This window comes from Shinella fusca (assembly GCF_014203155.1).
Classification (GTDB): Bacteria; Pseudomonadota; Alphaproteobacteria; order Rhizobiales; family Rhizobiaceae; genus Shinella; species Shinella fusca.
On the sequence record NZ_JACHIK010000001.1, the window covers coordinates 458750 to 480539 of the forward strand.

Sequence of the window (21790 nt, forward strand, 5' to 3'; positions counted from 1 at the left end):
CATGCGCATGAACGGGACGCGGCGAAGCCTTCGGGCTGCCGCCGGGCGGCCCGTTCACGATTTCGGATTGCGGTATTCCGTGGGGCCCGATCAGTTCGTCGCGGTGATTTCCGCGTCGAACCGTTCGAGCAGCCGACTTCGTTCCTCCGGCGAGCCGAAGGTGGCGAAGTCGTAGTCCACCATCTTGATCATCGAGATATCGGGCGCTGCGAGCGGCAGCGTCGATTTCGCGTTGGACGGCACCTGGTTCTGCCCGGAGGCCGCGCCCGTGCCCTGCCCTTCCGGGCTGAGGGCGAAATCGACGAAGCGCTTGGCCGCCTCCAGATGCCGCGCGCCCTTGACGATGCTGACGGCGCCGATCTCGTAGCCGGTGCCCTCGCAGGGCGCGACGATGACGAGCGGATAGCCCGCCTGCTTCTGCGTGACGGCATCGTGCATGAAGGAGATGCCGATCAGCGTCTCGCCGCGCGCGGCTGCCTTGACGGGCGCCGCGCCGGCACTGGTGTAGCGGGCGATGTTGCGGTTGAGCGCCGAGAGGAAGCGGAAGGCCTCGTCCTCGCCAAAGAGCTGGACGAGCGTTGCCAGCGTCGTGAAGGCCGTGCCCGAGGAATTCGGATTGCCGCTCTCGATGCGGCCGCGATAGGCGATGTCCGCAAGGTCCTTCCAGCAGGCCGGCGCCGGCAGCTTCAACTGGCGCAGCAGATCGGCATTGTAGGCAAAGCCGAGCGCGCCGGCATAGATGCCCGCCGAGCGCCCGCCGGACATGGCGAAGAAGTTCTGCGCCCAGGGCAGCATGTCGCGCTCGTGCGCCGGCTGGTAGGGCTCCAGCAGGTTCTCGGAGCCGGCCTGCAGGTGCGTGTCGCCGGTACCGCCCCACCAGACGTCGACCGTAGGCGCGGCCTTCTCGGCGCGGATCTGGTTGAGGATGTCGCCGGTACTCCGGCGCGTCATGGAGATTTCGAGGCCGGACTTGGCTTCATAGGCGCGCTTCATCGCCGCGCACCATGTCTCGTCGACGCCGCACAGCACGGTGAGCGCCGGTGCCGCCGTTCCGGCCGCCGTGCCGCATAGCCAAAGGGCCACGCCCGCGCAAAGTGCGGTGATGCGTCTCACGCTGTTCCTCCCATCGGGACGCTTGCGGTCCCGTTCTCCACCCTCAGGATGGCACATCTGCCGCCCGCCGCAATCGAAGAATGGTTACCGTTCTTACAGGCAGGGCCGCGCGGGGCCCGACAAAGATTACAAAGGTTACAAATGTGACAAGCGGCATAATGCGAGCCGCTTTGAACAATGCGCCGGCCCCGCCTATGATGGGCGCGGGAGGACTTTCATGCTGAACGAGAGGATTCGGATTCTCATCGTCGAGGACGATCCGGACATGGCCGAACTCATCTCCGACCTCGTGGAGGCGGAAGGCTGGGTGCCCGTGACCGCGTCCTCCGCCGAGGAGGCTGCCTGCGTGCTGGCGCGCGAGAGCGTGCACATGGTGCTGGTCGACCACAACCTGCCGGGCACGTCCGGGCGCACCTTCGCCCAGCGCCTGCGCGCCCAGACGAATATCGGCATCGTCATGGTGACGGCCGCCGGCAGCGCGGCCGACCGCGTGCTGGGGCTGGAGACGGCGGCGGACGACTATGTCGTCAAGCCCTTCGAGCCCATCGAGCTGACGGCCCGCATCAAGGCCGTGCTGCGCCGCACGATCCCCTCGCTGAAACCCGAGCGGGAGACCGAGCGCGAGGGGGAATCCGCCGCGCTCCAGCTCGGCGACTGGTCGGTGGACCTGAAGAACCGCCGCGCCACCTGCCTCTCCGATCCGGGCAAGTCGCTGACCAGCGCCGAATTCGCCCTGCTCGAGATCCTCGCCGAGACGCCGAACGCCCCCGTCAGCCGCGCGCAGATCCTCGAGCGGCTGGGATCGGAGAGCGACCGCTACATCGACCGCAATGTCGACGTGCTGGTGCTGCGCCTGCGCCGCAAGATCGAGCGCAACCCGGACCTGCCCCGCCATATCAAGACGCGCCGGGGCAAGGGCTACGTGCTCGACACCGACGAGGGCGGGCTCGCTCCGTGATCAACCGGCCGTACCTTTCCTCCATCGCCTTCCGCCTGCCCTTCGCCATCGCCCTCATCTGCGTCCTCGTCTTCAGCCTGGCGGCCATCGCCGTCTACGGGCTCCAGCGGGCGCGGGAGGAAATGGCGGCCTACGGGCTGCAGGCCTTCTCCAGCCTGGCCAAGGCCTCGCTGGTCTCGCGGCAGGTCTCCGACCTCGTCTCCAGCGCGCCCTTCCTGATGAACGCCACCTCGCCCTACCGCGTCTCCAGCGAAAGCCGCTCCGTCGTCGCGCAGGTCGATACGCTCCTTCGCACCATGCAGCCGGAAGACGGCGACAAGACCGTGAGGGGCTTTGCCAGCGCCCGCATCGTCGAATTGCTGGAGACCATCCGCAACCAGACGATGACGCTGGCGGGCGATGCCGATTCCGCCCAGCAGCACAAGGCCGAGGCCGCTGCCGCGCTCGGCGAGATCGCCACCGGCAGCGGCATCGCCGATGCGGACCTGCGCCACCGGCTGAACGCCATCGTTCAGTCCGCCTCCAATTCCGACAGCCTGTTCCAGCTCGGCGAGCTGCGCCGCCGCTACGTCACCGAGACCACGCCGCGGCTGGAACGCGCCTCGCCGGACACGCGGATCGCCGCTGCCGAGCTTGCGCCCTACGAGCGGGTCTTCGAGGCGCAGACGCGCTACCTCCTCGAAATGTTCTCGATCCGCGCCGCCGTCGCCCGCCTGCACGTCGTCTCGCGCGATCTTTCCCATGCGACGGAAACCCAGAGCGAGGCGGTCGCCCGCGGCCTCAACGAGGACCTCGTCTCCACCTCCGACGCCTTGAGCCGCCTTCTCGTCATCGTCGCCTTCGCCGCGCTCCTCGTGCTGGCGATGTCGATCTTCTCCATCCGCTCCGTCATGCGCGTCTCGCGCGGCATCGTCTCGCTGTCGAACGGCATGAACGCGCTGGCGGAAGGGCGGCGGGACGTCGAGACGCCGAGCTATGCCGGCTCGGAGACCGAGCTGGTGCGGCTTCTGGAAGCCTTCCGCGCCTTCCGCGAAAGCGTCGAGCGCGTCTCGCGGCTGCGGCGCACGGCGGAAGCGGCCGCCCGCACCATCCGCTCGACCTTCCGCACCATGAACGAGGGCATCGCGCTCTTCGACCCGCGCGGCGCGCCCATCACCATGAACCGCCGCGTCATGGAGCTCGTCGGCTGGTCCGGCTCGGCGCGCAAGCTCCCGCTGCGCAGGTTCGTCGGCCCCATTCCCGAGATCGACCCCGCCCTCCTGCCCGCCGACGGGGACGGCGGGACGCTCGGCAGCCGCAGCGTGCTGCGCCACCGCTCGCCGGAAAACCGCGTGACGGAAATCTCGCTGTCGCGCCAGCCGGACGGCGGCATCGTGCTTCTGGCGCGCGACGTCACCGACATCGACCGGCAGGAGGCGGAGGCGGCGAAGGCCCAGCGCCTCGACGGCATCATGCGCATGACCCACCAGGTCAGCCACGAGGTCGGCAACATGATCGGCATCATTACCGGCAGCCTCGGCCTTCTGGAGCGCGAGGCTGGCTTCAACGACCGGCAGAAGCGGCACCTCGCCCGCATCCGCAAGGCCGCCGACCGCGGCCGCTCGCTTGCCGGCAGCATGCTGTCCATCGGCAGCCAGCAGCCCATCCGCCCCGGTGCGGTGGAGATCGGCACCGTGTTGCGCGGCATGGCGGATGTTCTCGAAATCGCCGTCGGCGAGAAGTGCCGCCTCGTCTTCGATATCGCCGTCGACCTGCCGACCGTGCAGCTCGACGCCGCGCTCTTCGAGCAGTCCGTGCTCAATCTCTGCCTCAACGCCGCCGCGGCTATGCCGGGAGGCGGGACGATCCTCATCCGCTGCGTGAAGGCCGAAGGCGGCGTCGTGGTCTCCGTCACCGATGACGGCATCGGCATGTCGCCGGACGCTGTGGACAAGGCCTTCGAGCCCTATTTCACCACCCGCGACGGCGAAGGCGGGGCGGGCCTCGGCCTTGCCGTCGTCTACGGCTTCATGCGCCAGAGCGGCGGCGATGCCCGCATCCTCTCCGTGCCCGGAGAGGGCACGACTGTCGAACTCTCCTTTCCCGCCTGAGCCTCAAAGCCCGAGGTCGGCGAGCGCCTTGCGCATGACGGCGGCATCCGCATCGATGCCCGTCCAGTAGCGGATGGCGACGATGCCCTGGTTGACCAGCATGCCGAGCCCGTCGGCGGTGCGGCAGCCGCGCGCCTCTGCCGCCCGCAGGAATGCCGTCAGCGGCGGATTGGGAATCCCGTCGGCGACGACCGTCTCCGGCTGCAGGCTGTCCATGTCGATGTCCGGCATCGCCTCGACATCCGGGAAAAGCCCGATCGAGGTGGCGTTGATGACGATGTCGGTCCCCGGCGGCAGCTTGTAGCGCGGTTCCCACGGCACGTAGCGCCCATCGGCCGGGGTCTGCGGGTCGATGATGCCGGCGAGCTCGGCCCCTCGCCCCGGATCGCGGTTGACGACCGTGACCTGCGACGCGCCGGCAAGCGCCATCTCCACCCCGACGGCCCGCGCCGCCCCGCCCGCGCCGAGCAGCACGACGCGCTTGCCCGCCGGATCCGTGATCGCCTTCAGCGCCGCGACAAAGCCCTTGCCGTCCGTATTCTCGCCGATCAACCGCTCGCCCCGGCGCACGACCGTGTTGACCGCGCCGATGATGCGGGCGGATTCGCCGAGCCCGTCGAGATGACCGATCACCGCGACCTTGTGCGGGATCGAGCAGTTGAACCCGACCCACCCCATGGCGCGGGCGCCGCGCACGGCATCGCCGAGCGCGTCCGGCGCGACCTCGCAATTGAGGTAGCGCCAGTCGAGCCCATGGTGGCGATAGGCCGCCTCGACCATCGCGACGGTCGGGTTTTCCGCCGCGGGCATGGCGAAGGAGCCGGTAAGCGGCGAGAGGAAGTTGCGGGCCATGAGACGTTCCTTTCGGATCAGGCGGCGAACGCGCCGGCGCGCCAGGCATCGCGCAGGTGAGCGCCGACGCGCAAGGCCTGCGCGCAGACCGTCAGCGCCGGGTTGAGCGCCGCCGACGACGGGAAGAAGGCGGCATCGACGACATAGAGATTGCGGTGATCGTGCGCGCGGCACAGCGCATCGAGCGCCGAGCGCGCCGGATCCTCCCCCATCCGCACCGTGCCGCATTGATGCGACGGGCCCTCGATGCCGAAGGAATGGCGCAGCACCGCCGGGAAGATCTTCCGCAGGTGCCGCTGCACATGCCGCACGAAGCGGTCGTGCGCCGCCCGATCGCCGGGATGGTAGGCGACCTCCACCCGGTCGCCGGGCAAAAGCCGCACCCGGCTTTCCGCCCGCGGCAGGTCCTCGGACATGCAGAGCCAGTCGACACTGTGGCGCGCAAGCAGGTTCGCCAGCGGGCGCGGCATCCAGCCATAGGCCGCGCGGATCATCGGCCCCTGGATGTTGCCGAGCATCTGGAGGTTGCCGCGCGCGGCGGCATCCTCCGGCAGGCCGTGGTAGAAATCGTTGACCGACAGGGTCTTCGGGAACTTCGTGTCGTTCACGCGGAACGGCAAAAGGCCCATCAGCCCCGTCAGGTGATGGTTCATGAGATAGCGGCCGACGACGCCGGACCGATTGGCCAATCCTTCGGGATAAGCCTCGCTCGCCGAGCGCAGCAGGACCAGCGCCGAGTTGATCGCCCCCGCACTCAGCACGAAGAGCGATGCCTCGACCCGGACCGCCTCGCCGTCGCGCATCACCTCCGCCGCCGCAATGCGCCCGTCCGGCGCGGCGACCAGCCGCATCACCTGCGCCTTCGTCCAGAGCGTGATGTCGGGATGCTTGAGGGCCGGTCGTATGAGCCGCATCTCCCCGTCGCCCTTGGCGCCGTAGCGACAGGCGAAGGCATCGCAGGTGCCGCAGCGCCGACAGCGCCCGCCCGGCCCGAAGTCCACCGCCGACGGCATGTGGAAGGGGCGAAGCCCCTGCCGCTCCAGCTCTGCCGCCATGCGGGCGATGACGGGCTCGTGCGGAATGGCGGAATGGGCATAGGGATCGGCCCGCGGCGGCTCCGTCGGATCGTGCCCTGCCTCCCCTCGCACGCCAAAAAGCCGCTCCGCCTCGCCATACCAGGGTTCGAGATCGCCGTAGGAAAACGGCCAGGCCGGCGAACGGCCATCCTCATGCGCGACCGCGCGGAAATCGCTCTCGCGGAAGCGGAACATCGCCGTGCCGTAGAATTTCGTATGTCCGCCGACATAGTAATACTGGCCCGGCCGGTAGCGCCGGCCGCTCTCGTCCTGGTATTCCTCGAGCGTGCGGTAGCGCGCCTCGACGAAGACCGCCTCGGCATCGGAATTCTCCGGCTCGTTCGGCAGGAAATCGCCGCGTTCGAGGATCAGCACCTTCGCGCCCGAGCCTGCAAGCTGACGCGCCACCGAGCCGCCGCCCACACCCGAGCCGATGATCACCACGTCCGGCCTGATCGTCGCGTCCATGAAAGCCCTCCCTTGCCCTACGGCATGAGAATTGCGGAGCGCGCCTTCCCGCGCCATTCTTTCCTGCCGCAATTTCTTGTACGATCACCGCATTCTTTCATGCCCGGCAAGGATCAATGCACCAATGCAGCCCTGGTTTGAAACCGTCACCATTCCCCCGGACCGGTCCTGGCTGCTGTTCGACCGGCAATTGCCGGCCTTTCCCTTCAACTGGCACTATCACCCGCAATTCGAGCTGACGCTGACGGTGGGCAGCCGCGGCGTGCGCTTCGTCGGCGACCATGTCGAGCGCTACGGCGACGGCGACCTCGTGCTGCTCGGCCCGAACCTGCCGCATGCCTGGCAGTCCGAGGCGCTTATCGGCGAGAACGGGCTGCACCGCGCCATCGTCTGCTGGTTCACGCAGGCATGGATCGAGGGCCTGACGGCGCTGATGCCGGAATATGCGCCGCTTGCGAGGCTTGCGGCGGAGGCCGGCCGCGGCCTCGAATTCACCGACGGCGCCGCCGGGCGGCTGCGCCCGCGCCTGCTGGCACTCGGCGCCCTTCCCCCGGCGCGGCAGGTGCTGGAACTGCAGGCGATCCTCATCGACCTTGCCGGCTGCGGCCGCCGCCCGCTCGCCTCCGGCGAAATCCCCCTCAGCGAAAACCCGCGCGATCGCGAGAGAATGCAGCGCGTCCTCACCTTCCTCCACGCCAACTACGACCGCCCCCTGCGCCTCGCCCCGCTCTCGGCCATCGCCCACCTGACGGACAGCCAGCTCCAGCGCGTCTTCAAGCGCAGCACGCGCATGTCGATCAGCCAGTACGTCACACAATTGCGCATAGGCAAGGCCTGCCAGCTCCTCGTCCAGACCGACCTTCCGATGAGCCACATCGCCGCCGAAAGCGGCTTTTCCGACCCCGCCCACCTCGCCCGCCAGTTCCGAGCCGCCAAGGGCCTCCCCCCGACCCGCTACCGCGAAAACTTCAAGCACGCCCGCGCAAGCGGCGGGGCGGAGTGAACGGAGGAAGAAGGGAAATGGTGGGCCCGGAGTGTAACCACCTTGCCCAGCTATTTATAGCAACCGGCATCATCCCGATTAAAGCACCGACACCAAGTATCTGATTTCACAATCATTTACACTGCCGGCGCTTGGGATTTTTGCCCTGTCTGTAAAGGCTGGCAATTTTGGAAACGTATGAAAAAGGAAAGAAACAAGAGGCTAAAAACTTTACCTTGCGGCTGACGGATGAGGAAAAACGCCTGCTGATCGAACGGGCGGGCGATGTGCCGCTCGGCATCTATATTCGCGGCCTGATCCTTGGGGCGGATGTCCGACAAAAGCGGCGCTCCGCCCCGCTCAAGGACAACACGGCGCTGGCGCGGGTGCTGGCCGTGCTCGGCCAGTCGCGCCTGTCGAGCAATCTCAATCAGCTGGCTAAAGCCGTGCATATCGGTGCGCTGCCGGTCACGCCGGAAGCCGAAAGCGAGATTGTTACGGCCTGCGCCGCCGTATCGGCCATGCGGCATGATCTGCTGGCTGCCCTCGGCCTGCCGGATGGTGGGCGCTGATGATCTTGAATGGTAGCCAGCGCGGCGGGCATGGCGATCTTGCCCGCCACCTCATGAAACCCGAAAACGAACACGTCGAGATACACGAGATACGCGGCTTTGTGTCCGATACGATCAAAGGCGCGTTCAAGGAAGCGCATGCCATTTCTCGCGGCACGAAATGCACCCAGTTCCTCTATTCGCTCTCTCTAAGCCCGCCAGCGGCGGAATGCCAACTAAAGCATGACAGAATTCTGTGCAGTCCGTCAAGTTGATTAGAAAGTGATATTTTTCGAACAGCGGTTCGGGATTTTCGGGCCAGCCTCGTTTGAGGTGACCACACCAAATTCGAGAGCGTCAACTTTATCAGTAAGCGGTGATTTCGGCTTAGCGAAAGCCGTTAATCTGAAGCACGTCGTTGAAGAGACGATTGCAGCAAGTCAACCAGTATGGAGCGCTGTTCGTGCTTGAGCTTGTCGAGATTGCGTTGCCGCCAGCGGACCGCCGGAAGCTCCGCGACATGACTAATCTTCAGCAACGACCAGTCCGGTTCGCCGCGCTCGAAGCAAATCAGAAATTCGCGGTGGTGATCCGGCATGCCGCCAATCAGTGCGTCGATCATTGCATGTTGCGTTTTGATCAGCTCTTCGATGGCCACGACTTCTTCGGTCATGCCTTCGAAGCCGTTGCTATATTCATTGGCAAGGTCTTTGACGCGGCCTGACAGCACTTCGCCCATGGGGCGGTTATGGCTGAGAAGATAGACGATGAAGGCTTCGCGGAGGTCATCGCTCAGCCCCTCATGCGCGAGTAGGTCGCGCACGTCAAAAAGGTCGCGCGGATGCTGACGGTCGAGGGCAGCAACCAGCTTGCCCGCAAACAGGTCTTCGAAAGATACGACGCTTGTTTCCGCGAAACCGAACGCCTCTTCAACCGCCTCGGTGACCGGCATGGTGGACGGCTCACGAACCACACCGCGCAACACGGGCGAGACTTCGATCTTCACCTGTGTTCCCTCGGCCATCACAAGAAGGCGCAAGATCGCGCCATCTTGGACGTTTTCGGTAACGCGCGCACCGGGCAGTTCCGCCACGGCTGCCGCTTTGATACGTTTCATGGCGGCGTCGATATCTGCCAGCGCCTCCGGCCTGTCATTCACCGGCAGATACATCAGATCGATATCGACGGAGAGGCGCGGCAGGTTGCGCACAAAAAGATTGATCGCCGTTCCGCCCTTGAGCGCAAAACAGGTTTCGCGTGCGACAATAGGAATGAGGCGCATAAGCAGCCGGACTTGAGCCTGGTACAGGTCACGAAACGGCATCAAGGTCCTCCGGTACGGTTATTAGATAAACCGGATCGAGCTTGCCGCCAGGGACAAGCATGCGCTTGCCCTTGCCGAGATCGATGGCGGTTTTGTCCAGACGCTTGAGCCACGCGTGGCTATGACGATCTGCGAAATAGAAGAACAGGCGCTTGACCTTGACGCTGTCGCAATCTGCCAGCAGCTTTTGCAGCCGTCTCGGGCTGAAATTTGCCGCGCCCTGCATGATCATATCAGCCTGATGGAAACTCTCATCACGCGGCAATTCATCGAGCATTTCGAGATAGGCGCGCTCGGGCTGGGAAAGCGTCAATGGCCAATCCCACTGCCCCCATGCCATTGAGGTCAAACTACCGCCCTGAAAGCGGGTGAGATCGCGGCCTGTTCCGTCCGCGATATTCCAGGCAAGACTGCCAAGCCCCTGCGTGATCGGATCATTCCGGAAGAGAGTCGCGCTGTTGTGATAGACAAAGCGCTGAGGAAGGTTCAGTTTGTCCAGCCATATGGGCAGCTTTTCCGGTCCATAGAGATGAACGGTCTTGGTCTCGTGCGAGAGATAATGGGCAAAGCCCTGTAGCTCCAATGCCGTGCGTCCACCAACATAGAATGGCGTTCGCAAAAGCAGCGTCTGAAGAGAGATAACGACCTGCTGCCAGCTCAGTGTGCCGCGCGGTCTTTTATAGACGCTGCGCACCGGCTGCTCCAGCCAGCCGCTTTTCACGTAGTAGGCGCGCAAATTGCTGGCGATGCCGCGCTCTTCCAGCCAGGCAGCATCCACAACAAGCCCCTCGGGGAGGTCTTTCTCAAGCCGGTTTAACAGTGATGTAGTTTGCTCAGCCATACTGAGTATATTACACGATTCTCAAACCTTTTTCAAGTTTGACAAAATCGGCATATACTCAATGAAGTTGAGTATATTCGACGAAATTCAAACCGCACATATCCACCGCCCGCCCCTGGCGGGCGAAAATTTTCCCGCCAGAACAAGGGGAACCGCCGCTTACGCGGCGGCTCCTTCCGTGGCGTCCGCAAGGCTTTGCAGACCATGCAAGAAATCGGCGGCGCGCTGCGCATGGGCAGCGGCGCTGAAGATTGCGCGCTTGTCTTCTTTCAGCACTTGGAGCCAAGCCTGAATATAGGCGGCATGATCCGTGCCGGGCTCCGGCGTCAATTGCAGATCGGCGCAAAGAAATGCCGCGCCAAGTTCGGCAACCAGTTCTTCACGGGCATAGCCTTCATCGCCCCATGTCTTGCGGCCAAAGCTGCGGTCCAGCCGTTTGGGATGTTTTGTCCAGTGCGTGACCTCATGCGCCAGCGCTGCATAATAGGCCTCTGGTGAATGAAAGCTCTCAAAATACGGCATTTGCACATGATCGCTGCCGCCGCTGTAAAAGGCGCGGTTGCCGCCATGCCGAATATCGGCACCGGTCGCGGCAAAGAAAGCCTCTGCATGTTCTATCCGACTGGCCAGATCAATCACCGGCTCGGGTTTCGTATAGTAATGCTCGGGCAATCCTTCGATTTGATCAACGTTAAAAACCGTATAGGCTTTCATGAACGGAATCTGCCGCTCTTCCTCGCTGCCGTCATCCTGCTCCTCGGTCTTGGTGATGGTGTTGGCGTAAACAACCATATTGCCGCGCTCGCCCTTGCGCACATGCGCGTCCAGCTCCTTAGCCTGTTTGAAGGTCATCCAATAGGGTGAGAAAAATCCCGCCTCGATGGCCGCGCCCCACAGCATCAGAACATTGACGCCGCTATAGGCCAACCCGTTATGCCGCAATGGCTTGGTGATCCGTCCATCCATATTGCCAGCACTCCAAGGTTTGAGCCAGGTCAGCTCGCCTCTTTCCAGATCGGCAATAATCTTGTCGGTTACTTGCTTGTAGACATCTGTTTTCATTTCCTTTTTCCTTTGATCGGGTTGCACATGCAACCGATCTGCCCCTCTGGCGAAGAGAGGGGGGACACCGTCCAGACCAAAAGCGTCCGGGGTGGTGCGGGCGCAGGCGAACGCCGAGCCGCGGCCCGGATGCTTTTGCCCAAAGGGCTTGGTCTTGACGGGGGATGGGGCGTTACCCTCGCGGAGCAATCAGGACATCAGGCAATGCGGCCACGGTTAACGTTCTGTGAAATCGTGCTTACGATGTAAGCTTATCTCGTAGCCAAATATGCAATGGCGATTTCTGAACGCCCGCCTTGATGAGGATACGCCGTCCCAGCGGCATGAAGCCTACACTGTCGAGTTGCCCGCCGAGCGTTTCCGTCTTGGTTGGTTCCTTCTTGGGCATCATCCTAGTTTTTTCATCACCCATGAATGAATACCGGACCGTGGCGGACGCATTATGCAGCGGAGGCCTAGACAGCCTAAGCGATCGTCTACCTAGCCAACCTCGACCTCCTTTCGCTCCCTTAGCAAGAACGCTTTTAGGGTATCGCCACGTGATCAATCGCTATCTATCAGGCAGCCTTGCCTTGCAAAAAGCAGCGAGAATACCTATTATGATCGTGTGGTAGCCACGGTGGTGCTTAATCGCTAAATAGCAACACTGCGAGACTAATACAGTTGCTTGTGGAAAAGGTCGGTCGCGCAGGACTGACGGAGGCTTCCGAAACCTCTACGCCGGGCTACCACTTACCGTTTCGCGTCCAAATTAAATCTTCTTTCCTGCGCTTGTGATCAAAATCCCTCGTCACAGGAAACGCTGTAATAATTTGGTATATTCCGCCCAAATGCGCGGCAACTACAGCCGATTTAATTCCATTATATTTCTTAATCAAATATGTATCTGTCTTATTCTGATAATAAATTTCAGAATAACCTGCACAAACTATTGATACATACGTCAATGCGTCAACACCTGCATAGACATCTCTTATCCTGTTCTCGTGTTTTTGAAGATGGATAAATCCTTTAGACAAATCCCCCATAGGCAGCCAAATCTCTCCAGAAGAGCATGCTTTCTTAGGTTCAAATGTATTTACTACGGCCGGAAAAACACCAAAAGAAAATCCATTCCCGTTTGAAATCCAAGTATTAATATTAGCCATCAAAGAAATAATTTCCAAAAAGATTAAACCAACAGATTGAAAGTGCTGCTTTTGATCGCACTCCGGACGAATTCCGCCAAACCGCGCAGTGGATAGCTTGCCTCAAGAACCTTTTCTGAATGTTCTGTCCCACTCTCAAGTTCAGCGTCGCCATCCATTGCCCCGACGAAATGAAAGACACCGATGTCGCTTCCTATTGGTCAAGGATCAAGTTACGATGCGATTAGCGTTTAATGATAGCGTAATGGGCTTTCGGATCGCGGGAGTATTGCCCCTGAACGAACTCAAGAAGCCCTGCGCTTACCAATCGCTCAAGGTCTTTCTTTGAAGTGTTCCAGCGCCGTCCTGTCAAGCGCTCTGCCTCGGCAACGTGAATTTTGCCGTTATTGAACGCATAGCCGATTAATTTGACTTCGTGTTCTTTGAGATTCTGCCACTTTTCGACACCACAATATGCGGCCACGTCCCGGTCAGTCGCTCTCTTCCGAAGCTGCTGATCATTTCTCAGCGTCACCCGAACGGACACCCCATGAATGGTCTCTTGAGAGAAGTCTGGTGCTGGGAGATGCCAGGCTTCCATACTCTCCTTCATTCTGCGCGTACCCTCGCGAGTCATTCGCGTATAGCCGATATGCCGCAGGGCTTCGCACAGGTGCGGGTTACGCGATGCCCTCTGACTATAGACGTTCGACGCATTGACGGGAGGGACAAAGCCGCCCGGGCTCTCGATCTCCAGTCTGTCAGAGAAGAACTTGATGGTGATCTCGGAACCGCTGTAGGAATACGACCTATGAACCAGCGCATTGACGAGTGCCTCGAACCACGCCCATCGTGGATACTCCGTGGTGGTTTGAAACTTCCCGTCCTTGCTGAGCCACGTCACATCGTAGTTGAGGCTTTCGATGATCTGGGACGCTCGCTGAAGAAGTACTGGGATCGGTCCCTCGGCGTAGAGGTCCTTGATAGGCTGGAACGATTCACCTGCTCCTTCCTCGCTGGCTGCAAATCGCTGTATGCGAACCCGCGCCCCCGGAACTAATCGACGCGGATTTTTTGCTGCCAGAAGAATCAGCGAATTCGTCGGAGAGAATTTCCCGCTTTCTTCAACCAGGAGGTTTCGATCAACAAGGACTTCCGTATCTGTCCAATCCGGCTTGTCTTCCAGCGAGCGAAAATTGTCGGCGAGCTGCTTTATTATCTCTTCATCGAAATCCTGGGGATAGTTCGCCGCCGACTCTCGGAGTTCCCATGAGCGTTCGTGACGGGTTGATCTGAAATCGTCCCGCTCTTCCGAACTCATTTTATGCTTCGAACTACCACGCCTTATGAAGGCTTCGCCTTTGCTGGTCTCAACCAGAAAGCCGCGATACGGTAGGAAAATTGATACAATGAAGTCGCTTTCGCCATTCACCTTAACGGGGATACGGCGGAACTCAGGTTTTGCGTCCGGGCAGTGTTCGGAATGGAAAGACTCGAGACGATTTAGCTCCTTCTGAGAGAGCGTCTTTGCTACCCCCTCGATTTCGCCCTTATCCGCGATACCAACGACAACAATCCCGCCGTCCACCGTATTTGACCACATGCTGTAGTATTCAGCGAGTTCTCTTTCCTTGGTCGCTTTCGGAGCCGATTTGCGTTCAAATCGAGAGTCTTCACTGAACGAAGCGACGTTGGTCTGATCCAGACGCAACCAAATCTCACGGGCACTCCACGTCCCGATGTGGTCTTTCTCGCGATCGAAAAAATCGAGTTGGATAGGGTCTTTCATTACAACATATGGTGTGACGAGAAGCTACTCGTCACACCATATGTTGTGTTTTGAGATAGCCCCGAGGTAATAGGGGAGAGGGTTCCGTTCAAGTTATAACGCCGAAATGCGGGTTTTCCAAACGCTTCATTACCAAGCCTGCAGTCGCGGCAAGAGCGTCTTTGTCATCGCAACCAATGCTGGGCGACAAGGGGCATTTCAAGGCGAACAAGATTTTCAGCAGACGCAGCCTTACCTCAAATCGGATAAGCTAAAAAGGGGAATCCAGACTTATATGACGACGAGTCCGGACTTGTGCGACGACAGTCCGGGTTGATGTGACGATGGACAAAGTTGGTGGGCCCGGAGGGACTCGAACCCCCAACCAAGCGGTTATGAGCCGCCGGCTCTGACCATTGAGCTACAGGCCCGTTCCGGCGCGTGGCCGGGGCCGTCGGTCAATGGCGGCCGACGGGCAGAGATCGTCTAGACGAAATCGCCTTTCCTCACAAGCGCTGCCGCATTCTCTACACAATAACGCGCGAAGAACGCGCGAAGGGACACAACCATCAGGAGACGTTCTTAATGTTCCATGGAACTCTGGGCCGCCGCAGCGGCGCTGGCCTCTTTGCCTTCTCGCTCGCGCTCGCCGCCGCCGCTCCGCTCGCAGCGCGAGCCGAGGACGCCGCCAGGCAGCGCGAGGCGACCATCGTCGTCACCGGCGAAGGCTCGGCCGAGGTCGCGCCCGACATGGCGCTCATCGACCTCGGCGTCGTCAAGGACGCCAAGACGGCCCGCGAGGCGCTCGACGCCAACAACAAGGCGATGGCCGACATCCTCGCCGCGCTCAAGGGCGACGGCATCGCGGACAAGGACCTGCAGACCTCGGGCTTCATGATCAACCCGCAGTACCAGTACCCGCAGAGCTCGACCGGCGAGAACCCGCCGCCCGTCCTCACCGGCTTCCAGGTCACCAACACCGTGACGCTGCGCGTACGCGATCTTTCCAAGCTCGGCGAGATCCTCGACAAGGCCGTGACGCTCGGCGCCAACCAGGGCAACGCCATCCGCTTCCTCAACGACAAGCCGGATGCCGCCGTCAGCGCAGCGCGCAAGAAGGCCGTCGAGAACGCCATGGCGAAGGCCAAGGAACTGACGGACGCCGCCGGCGTCGGCCTCGGCCGCGTACTGGAAATCTCCGAGACGAGCTACCGCGCCGAGCCGATGCCGATGATGCGCGCCGTCGCCAAGGACTATGCCGCCGCCGGCGCCGTGCCGATCGCGGCCGGCGAGAACAGCTACTCCGTCACCGTCAACGTGACCTTCGCGCTGAAGATCTGAGCGCAGGCAGAAGCGACCCAAGGAACCAAAGGGAAAAGGGCCGGGAGACCGGCCCTTTTTCGTTGCCGCCTTTGCGGCGGCGCCATGCCCTAAACGCAAAAACCCTCCCGGCGCGAACCGGGAGGGCAGCCGTCCATCGGCCGGGGGGGCAGAAGACGGACGGCGTCCGTTGGAAGCCCGAAACCGGCCTCTTCCTTAGCGCCAGATCGGGCAACCGCGGTCGTTGATGAAGATCATGCGCCGGTAGTCGCCATGGCGGAAACCTTCGACGACGACCCGGCGCGGCGAGATGTCCGCGATGCGGGCGCGGCGCATGCCGAAATCGCGCGCCTTGGCGACGGCAAGGTCCGGCGAGCAGCGGCCGCCGCGGCCCCAGTCGCCGTGGCGGCGATCATGGCGGCGATCCCAGCCACCGTCGCGACGGTCGCGGCGATCCCAGCCGCCGTCGTAATCCTGCACCTGCAGGAAGCCGTTGCGGTAGCCGACATTGTCGACCGTCACGCTGAGGCTTGCGGCGTTGGCGGCCGGAACGGAGGCGGTGAGCGCGCCGAGGCCGAGGACCGCGGCGAGAATGGTCTTTTTGACAAGGGTGGTCATGGAAGGATCTCCTGTTCGTTCCGACCGGGACGCTTGTGTCCGGCGATTGAGGAAACCTTAGGGCGGCCTGCCTGAACGCAGGCCGAATCCGTCGTTCAGGCTGCGTTCAACTTCACGCCGGGGAAAAGACCGCGATGCGGGTGATCAGCCCCTCCTCCAGTTCGAGAAGAAGGATCTCCTCCCTGGAATAAGCGCCGCCCCCTTGCGCATGGCCGCGGGCGGTCAGGCGGATCGCGACGGTATTGCCGGCGGCATCGCCCATGGCCAGCACGTCGCCGTAGCTTTCGTCGGAGGCCGCGAAATGGCGGGCCAGCCGCTCGCGCAGCGCCTCCCAGCCGTTGTCGCTGCCGCCGCCGAAGCCGGAAACGGCGACGTCCTCGTGAACCTTCGCGGCAAGCGCGGTAAAATCGCGGGCGTTCAGCGCTTCGACGAGCGCGCGTGCGATGCTTTCGATTTCAGCCATGGACATCTCCTGCGGATAGGCGGCGCAGGAACGTTCCACCGGACGAAACGGTTCCGTCAAGAGCCGAGATGCAGCACGATCTCGCGCCGGTGCGGCCGGTCGCGATGCTCGAAGAGATAGAGGCCCTGCCAGGTGCCGAGCGCAAGCCGCCCGTCCATGACCGGAATGCCGATGGAGACCTGCGTGAGCGCGGCCTTGATATGCGCCGGCATGTCGTCGGGCCCTTCCAGCGTATGGGAGACCCAGCGCATGGACGGATCGTCCGACGGCGGCACGAGGCGGCGGAAGAACCGGTCGAGGTCGCGCCGCACGTCCGGATCGGCGTTTTCCTGCACGATGAGGGAGCAGGACGTATGGCGCACGAAGACCGTCAGCAGCCCTTCCGCCCGATCCGCCTCGCGCACGAAGGCCCCGGCCTCGCGGGTGAACTCGTAAAGCCCCTGCCCGCGGGTCGAAACCGTCAGGATCGTCTGCGGCATGGCCGCCGCCTCAGCCGCCGAGCGCCCAGAACAGGGTGCCGACGATCACGATGAAGGCGAGGATCGCCCCCATGAAGCGGGCAAGGCCCGCATTGGTATCGGTCGTGGTGCCGACGATCGCGTAATAGAGGTTCTGCATGGCGCATCCTTTCCCGCTTGTCCGGGGCCGGTCATAGCCTAACGGCCGGCGGCGCTCAACTCGAACAGGGTCTCAAAGCCGCCGTAGATCATGCGCTTGCCGTCGAAGACGTCCTTCCACTCGTCGCCCTGCAGGCGCTCGTCGGCCATCACCTTGGCGACGATCTCGTCGCGCCTGGCCCGCGATTCGTAGGTGATCCACGAGAAGATCACCACCTCGTCCTCCTTCGCCATCACCGCGCGGGGAAACGAGGTCAGCTCGCCATAGGGCACGTCGTCGCCGACGCATTCGACATAGTCGATCGCGCCGTACTCCTTCCAGACCTGCCCGCCCAAGGCGGCCATCTGCCTGTAGGTATCCAGCTTCGCCTTGCGCACTGCCAGCAGGAACCCGTCCACATAGGTCATGATCGCTCCTCCTTCGGTTGGATCATGCCAAGGACGTGGGACGCGGCGGCGATCCGACAAGGGGGGCCGATTTTTTTCAGGCGCGGCCGGCCCTCACCAGCCGCCGCAGCTCCTGAGCTGGCGCGCATAGGCCATCGCCATGCCCGAGGCGCGCTTCGCGCCGGCCTTGGCCGTCGCGCTCCAGTTACCGCGCGCATAGCCGGAATGGCCGTGGTAGTAGGCGATGTAGAGCCGGTAGGTATCGTTGAGCGCGATGCCGTTCTGCCGGTTGCTCTGGCTGTGATACCAGGCGATGAAGCGGATCGCATCGCCGAAATCCGTGCGGCTCGCCGACCAGCGGCCCGTCTCGCGCTTGTAGCGCGTCCAGGTGCCGTCGAGCGCCTGCGAGAAGCCGAGCGCGCTCGACTGGCGCTTCCACGGAATGAAGCCGAACAGCTTGGTGCGCGGCGGGCGCGCATTATGCCGGAAGCCGGATTCGGCATAGATCGTCGCCATGAGAACGGGCACGGGCACGCCGTATTCCCGCTGGGCGCCATAGGCGGCTCGCCGCCAGTTGTCGAAAAAGCCGTCGCGCTGCTCGAAGATGGCACAGGCGTTCTGCGTGTGCCTCGGCACCGACGCGCAGCCGGCAAGCAGCAGGAGGACGACGATCAATACGCAACGCATCGCAGTTCCTCGAGATTTCCGGATATTTATGAATGGTAAATCTTAACAATCCGTTTTGATTCAATTGCGAATTACCCCTTCCCATTCATGGCGATGATCGGCCTATCAAATATGCAAATGCATTATTTTGTTGCGCTTTTTGCCCTTCCGGCCTAATCAATCCGCAGCACGCCGGGCTTTTGCGCACGATTGTTCCGGACCGTGAAAAACCCGCCCTGCCGGCAGCGGTCGGTCCATGCCGACGGGGCATGCGGCAGTTTGCGACCGGGCCTTTCCGGGCCCCAGTTCAGGAGAATGACCATGAAGAAGAAGATTTTCGCGGGAGCCCTGCTTGCCGCTTCCGTCGCCTTTGCGCCGCTCGCCTATGCCGACATCACCGTCGGCCTCATCGCTCCGCTGACCGGCCCGGTCGCGGCCTATGGCGACCAGGTCAAGAACGGCGCGCAGGCCGCCGTCGACGAGATCAACAAGAACGGCGGCATCCTCGGCGAGCAGGTCGTGCTGAAGCTGACCGACGACGCGGGCGAGCCCAAGCAGGGCGTCTCGGCCGCCAACCAGATCGTCGGCGAAGGCATCCGCTTCGTCATCGGCCCGGTCACCTCGGGCGTCGCCATCCCGGCTTCCGACGTGCTGGCGGAAAACGGCGTGCTGATGATCACCCCGACCGCGACCGCGCCGGACCTCACGGCCCGCGGCCTCACCAACGTGCTGCGCACCTGCGGGCGCGACGACCAGCAGGCCGACGTCGCCGCCGCCTATGTCCTGAAGAACCTCAAGGACAAGAAGGTCGCCGTGATCCACGACAAGGGCGCCTACGGCAAGGGTCTCGCCGATGCCTTCAAGGCAGCGCTCAACAAGGGCGGCGTCAACGAAGTGCTCTACGATTCCGTCACCCCCGGCGAAAAGGACTTCAGCGCGCTCGTCACCCGCCTGAAGTCGGAAGGCGTCGAGGTCATCTACTTCGGCGGCTACCATCCGGAAGGCGGCCTGCTGGCCCGCCAGCTGAAGGACCTTTCGGTCGACGCCACGATCATCGGCGGCGAAGGCCTGTCGAACAGCGAATACTGGGCAATCGGCAACGACGCTGCGGCCGGCACGCTCTTCACCAACGCGTCCGACGCGCTGAAGAGCCCCGATTCGCAGGCCGCCGTCGCCGTGCTGAAGGAAAAGGGCATCCCGCCGGAAGCCTTCACGCTCAACGCCTATGCCGCCGTGGAGGTGCTGAAGGCCGGCATCGAGAAGGCCGGCTCGGCCGAAGACGCCGCCGCCGTCGCGACCGCACTCAAGTCCGGCGAAGCCATCCCGACCGCCATCGGCAAGCTCACCTACGGCGAGACGGGCGACCTCACCTCGCAGAGCTTCTCGCTCTTCAAATGGGAAGACGGCAAGATCGTCGCCGCCGAATAAGGTTCTGGCGACTGGAATGCGAAACGCCGGGGTGGAAGCCCCGGCGTTTTTGTTTGTAGGCGCTGTGGCCGGGGCCGTGGATCCTCGGGTCAAGCCCGAGGATGACGAAAGAAGAGAAGGACGGTGACAAAAGCAGTCGTACCGCGTGCCGCACCCTTCAATAGGCGGGCAGCCTCTCCCCCTCTCCGTCATCCTCGGGCTTGACCCGAGGATCCACGCCTCACACACAAGGGCCGACCGCACCTCACCGCCCCACCCGGAACTTCTCCTTCAGCCGCGCCACATCCGCATCGCTCCAGTCCGTCACCCCCGTCACCGCGATCCACGGGTCGATGTAGTGCTCGCCGGCATAGACGTGCCCCAGCCCCATCGGCGTCGTCGTCGCCATGGCCATGTCGAGCGTCAGTTGCAGGAAGGTGACGACGGGATACCAGGCAAGGTCCGGCGAGACGTCCGGCCCGCGCGGCGAGGCCATCCAGTCCGGCTGGCGGTAGACGGAATAGGGGTCGTAGAAGACGATTGGGTCGCTCGCATATTGCAGGTAGACGATGCGCATCGGCCCCCAATGGTCGCCCGCCTCCGGCAGTACGTTGCGCTGGCTGGTGAAGCGCACGTAGGAGCCGTCGCGGAAGCGCGGCAACCAGGCGGGCGTGCCGGCATTGCGCTCGGCCGTCAGCTTGCGCCAGATGCGGCTCGGGAACGGCGGGCCCGCCCAGAGCGCCCCCTGATAGGGATCGCCGATCACCTCGAAGAGTTCCGCCGACTGTTCGGAGGAAAGCGCGCCGAGGCTGAGGCCGTAGAGATAGAGCTTCGGGCGACGGTCCTTCGGCAGGCCCGTCCAGTGACCGTAGACCGCACGGAAGAGCGCGCGCGCCGCCTCTGCGCCGTAGTCGGGCTCGGCCAGCAGCGACAGCCAGCTTGCGAGATACGAATACTGGATGGCGACGCTCGCGATGTCGCCGTGGTGCAGGTACTCGACCGTGTCGATGCCCTCCGGATCGACCCAGCCCGTGCCGGTCGGCATGACGACGATCAGCGTCGAGCGCTCGAAGCCGCCGACACGGATCAATTCGTCGAGCGCGATCTTCGCCCGCGCCTCCGCCGTCCCGGCGGCGTTGAGGCCGGCATAGACGCGCAGCGGCTCCAGCGCCGGCTTGCCGGTGAAGGCGGAGATCTCCGCCGCCGTCGGCCCGCTCGCAACGAAGGAGCGTCCCATGCGGCCGAGCTCGTCCCAGTGGACCAGCGAGGCGGCGCTACCCGATTTCAACGGATCGGCCGGCGCGGCCGTGTCGGGCTCGATCAGCTCGTCGAGCCGGCGGAAGGAGGAATCGGCCGCATGCAGCACGAAGCGCACCAGAATCCCGTCGGCGAGCGTCCAGAAGAGCGTCGCGGCCAGCACGGTGCCGATGACATAGGAAAGCCGGCGCGGCGCCGCCCGGCGCGAGGTGCGGGCGAAGAGCCGGACGGCGAGCGCGAAGAGCCGCCCGAGCCCCAGCAGGACAAGGAAGACGGCAAGCGCGATCAGCCCGACATAGAGGGGATGCGCCGTCTCGATGGGCGGCAGGTGCATCAGCGTGCGGATGGAGTTCTGCCATTCGGCCGTGCGCCAGAGGAAGACGAGCACCACGACGGCGCAGACCCCACCTGCCGCCGCCTTCAGCCAAAGCCGCACGCGCCCCTCGGCCTCCGGCAGTTCCAGCCACAGCCAGAGCAGGCCGACAAGCACGCCGAGCCCGTAGCCGCAGGCCATGGCGACGCCCGACAAGAGGCCTTGCGTGACATAGGTTCGCGGCAGGAGGCTGGGGGTGAGGGAAGCAGCGAAGAACAGCGTGCCGAGCACGAGGCCCGTCGCGGAAAAGGAGACGAGCAGACGCCAGAACCATTCCCGCACGATGACCGCCCCTCCGCCAGCAACGGTGCGAGCCTCGCATGCCGGCGGTGATGGTGCAACTGCGCGCTACCCCTCATCCGGCTGCCGCCACCTTTGTAACTTCCCTTTGCCCGGGATTGGCGCTGTATTGCCGATTGCGGTGGCGGATGAGAGACCGCAGCACCTTTGGGACACCAAGCCCGTGGGAG

Annotated in this window: 21 protein-coding genes and 1 tRNA gene; 6 read left to right on the plus strand and 16 right to left on the minus strand. The window is 63.2% G+C overall.

Annotation, left to right across the window (positions count from 1 at the left end):
* Positions 1-90: 90 nt before the first annotated feature.
* Positions 91-1113 carry an extracellular solute-binding protein gene (locus tag HNQ66_RS02230; protein ID WP_184140385.1) on the minus strand — a complete coding sequence of 341 codons (1023 nt, stop codon included), beginning with the start codon at positions 1111-1113 and terminating at the stop codon, positions 91-93.
* Between the two features lie 217 nt (positions 1114-1330).
* On the opposite strand from HNQ66_RS02230, the gene HNQ66_RS02235 reads away from it, so the two are divergent.
* Positions 1331-2071: a response regulator transcription factor gene (locus HNQ66_RS02235; protein ID WP_184140387.1), complete on the plus strand. Its 741-nt coding sequence runs from the start codon at positions 1331-1333 to the stop codon at positions 2069-2071.
* Positions 2068-4161, plus strand: a complete 2094-nt coding sequence (locus HNQ66_RS02240) for an ATP-binding protein (protein WP_184140389.1) — start codon at positions 2068-2070, stop codon at positions 4159-4161. Before HNQ66_RS02235 ends, HNQ66_RS02240 begins: the two co-directional genes overlap by 4 nt.
* A 3-nt stretch (positions 4162-4164) precedes the next feature.
* On the opposite strand, the gene aroE is transcribed toward HNQ66_RS02240, so the two are convergent.
* Together aroE and HNQ66_RS02250 are read right to left on the minus strand one after the other, a co-directional pair.
* A complete protein-coding gene (gene aroE / locus HNQ66_RS02245; protein WP_184140391.1) occupies positions 4165-5013 on the minus strand; it encodes a shikimate dehydrogenase in 849 nt (282 codons plus the stop codon).
* 17 nt (positions 5014-5030) lie between these two features.
* Positions 5031-6557 (minus strand): GMC oxidoreductase, encoded by a 1527-nt coding sequence (locus HNQ66_RS02250; RefSeq protein WP_184140393.1) that lies wholly within the window; start codon positions 6555-6557, stop codon positions 5031-5033.
* 124 nt (positions 6558-6681) lie between these two features.
* Here HNQ66_RS02250 and HNQ66_RS02255 point away from each other — a divergent pair, with 124 nt between their 5' ends.
* Both HNQ66_RS02255 and HNQ66_RS02260 read left to right on the plus strand, forming a co-directional pair.
* Positions 6682-7560 carry a helix-turn-helix domain-containing protein gene (locus HNQ66_RS02255; protein WP_184140395.1) on the plus strand — a complete coding sequence of 293 codons (879 nt, stop codon included), beginning with the start codon at positions 6682-6684 and terminating at the stop codon, positions 7558-7560.
* A 167-nt stretch (positions 7561-7727) separates the two neighbouring features.
* Positions 7728-8111, plus strand: coding sequence for a hypothetical protein (locus tag HNQ66_RS02260; protein ID WP_210308638.1), 384 nt, complete (start codon positions 7728-7730; stop codon positions 8109-8111).
* Between the two features lie 379 nt (positions 8112-8490).
* Here HNQ66_RS02260 and HNQ66_RS02265 read toward each other — a convergent pair whose 3' ends face one another.
* The 6 genes from HNQ66_RS02265 to HNQ66_RS02290 form a co-directional block, all read right to left on the minus strand.
* A complete protein-coding gene (locus tag HNQ66_RS02265) occupies positions 8491-9414 on the minus strand; it encodes a nucleotidyl transferase AbiEii/AbiGii toxin family protein (protein WP_184140397.1) in 924 nt (307 codons plus the stop codon).
* Positions 9401-10255 carry a type IV toxin-antitoxin system AbiEi family antitoxin domain-containing protein gene (locus tag HNQ66_RS02270; protein WP_184140399.1) on the minus strand — a complete coding sequence of 285 codons (855 nt, stop codon included), beginning with the start codon at positions 10253-10255 and terminating at the stop codon, positions 9401-9403. The genes HNQ66_RS02265 and HNQ66_RS02270 overlap by 14 nt, the downstream gene beginning before the upstream one ends.
* Positions 10256-10414: 159 nt before the next feature.
* A complete protein-coding gene (locus HNQ66_RS02275) occupies positions 10415-11317 on the minus strand; it encodes an ArdC family protein (protein ID WP_184140401.1) in 903 nt (300 codons plus the stop codon).
* A 725-nt stretch (positions 11318-12042) separates the two neighbouring features.
* Positions 12043-12465 (minus strand): hypothetical protein, encoded by a 423-nt coding sequence (locus HNQ66_RS02280; RefSeq protein WP_184140403.1) that lies wholly within the window; start codon positions 12463-12465, stop codon positions 12043-12045.
* A 223-nt stretch (positions 12466-12688) separates the two neighbouring features.
* Complete coding sequence (locus HNQ66_RS02285) at positions 12689-14233, minus strand: ATP-binding protein (protein ID WP_184140405.1); 1545 nt, start codon at positions 14231-14233, stop codon at positions 12689-12691.
* A gap of 334 nt (positions 14234-14567) precedes the next feature.
* Positions 14568-14643 (minus strand) — tRNA-Ile (locus HNQ66_RS02290).
* Between the two features lie 154 nt (positions 14644-14797).
* Here HNQ66_RS02290 and HNQ66_RS02295 point away from each other — a divergent pair.
* Positions 14798-15553 carry an SIMPL domain-containing protein gene (locus HNQ66_RS02295; RefSeq protein WP_184140407.1) on the plus strand — a complete coding sequence of 252 codons (756 nt, stop codon included), beginning with the start codon at positions 14798-14800 and terminating at the stop codon, positions 15551-15553.
* Between the two features lie 195 nt (positions 15554-15748).
* Here the strand turns inward: HNQ66_RS02295 and HNQ66_RS02300 are convergent, their stop codons facing one another.
* From HNQ66_RS02300 to HNQ66_RS02320, 6 genes are all read right to left on the minus strand, one after another.
* Entirely contained in the window at positions 15749-16150 is a 402-nt protein-coding gene (locus HNQ66_RS02300; RefSeq protein ID WP_184140409.1) for a hypothetical protein, read from the minus strand.
* A gap of 112 nt (positions 16151-16262) precedes the next feature.
* On the minus strand, positions 16263-16613 hold the full coding sequence (locus HNQ66_RS02305; protein ID WP_184140411.1) for a nuclear transport factor 2 family protein: 351 nt from the start codon (positions 16611-16613) through the stop codon (positions 16263-16265).
* A gap of 56 nt (positions 16614-16669) precedes the next feature.
* Entirely contained in the window at positions 16670-17092 is a 423-nt protein-coding gene (locus tag HNQ66_RS02310) for a secondary thiamine-phosphate synthase enzyme YjbQ (RefSeq protein ID WP_184140413.1), read from the minus strand.
* Positions 17093-17102: 10 nt separating this feature from the next.
* Positions 17103-17231, minus strand: coding sequence for a hypothetical protein (locus HNQ66_RS23680; RefSeq protein WP_281396965.1), 129 nt, complete (start codon positions 17229-17231; stop codon positions 17103-17105).
* Between the two features lie 38 nt (positions 17232-17269).
* The gene (locus tag HNQ66_RS02315; RefSeq protein ID WP_184140415.1) at positions 17270-17638 is read right to left on the minus strand and encodes a DUF1428 domain-containing protein; all 369 of its coding nucleotides are present in this window, start codon (positions 17636-17638) and stop codon (positions 17270-17272) included.
* A gap of 93 nt (positions 17639-17731) precedes the next feature.
* Complete coding sequence (locus tag HNQ66_RS02320; RefSeq protein ID WP_184140417.1) at positions 17732-18304, minus strand: transglycosylase SLT domain-containing protein; 573 nt, start codon at positions 18302-18304, stop codon at positions 17732-17734.
* A gap of 300 nt (positions 18305-18604) precedes the next feature.
* Between HNQ66_RS02320 and HNQ66_RS02325 the strand changes: the two genes are divergently transcribed.
* On the plus strand, positions 18605-19711 hold the full coding sequence (locus tag HNQ66_RS02325; RefSeq protein WP_184140419.1) for a branched-chain amino acid ABC transporter substrate-binding protein: 1107 nt from the start codon (positions 18605-18607) through the stop codon (positions 19709-19711).
* Positions 19712-19955: 244 nt separating this feature from the next.
* On the opposite strand, the gene HNQ66_RS02330 is transcribed toward HNQ66_RS02325, so the two are convergent.
* Positions 19956-21605 carry an alpha/beta hydrolase gene (locus HNQ66_RS02330; protein WP_343059405.1) on the minus strand — a complete coding sequence of 550 codons (1650 nt, stop codon included), beginning with the start codon at positions 21603-21605 and terminating at the stop codon, positions 19956-19958.
* Positions 21606-21790 lie beyond the last annotated feature (185 nt).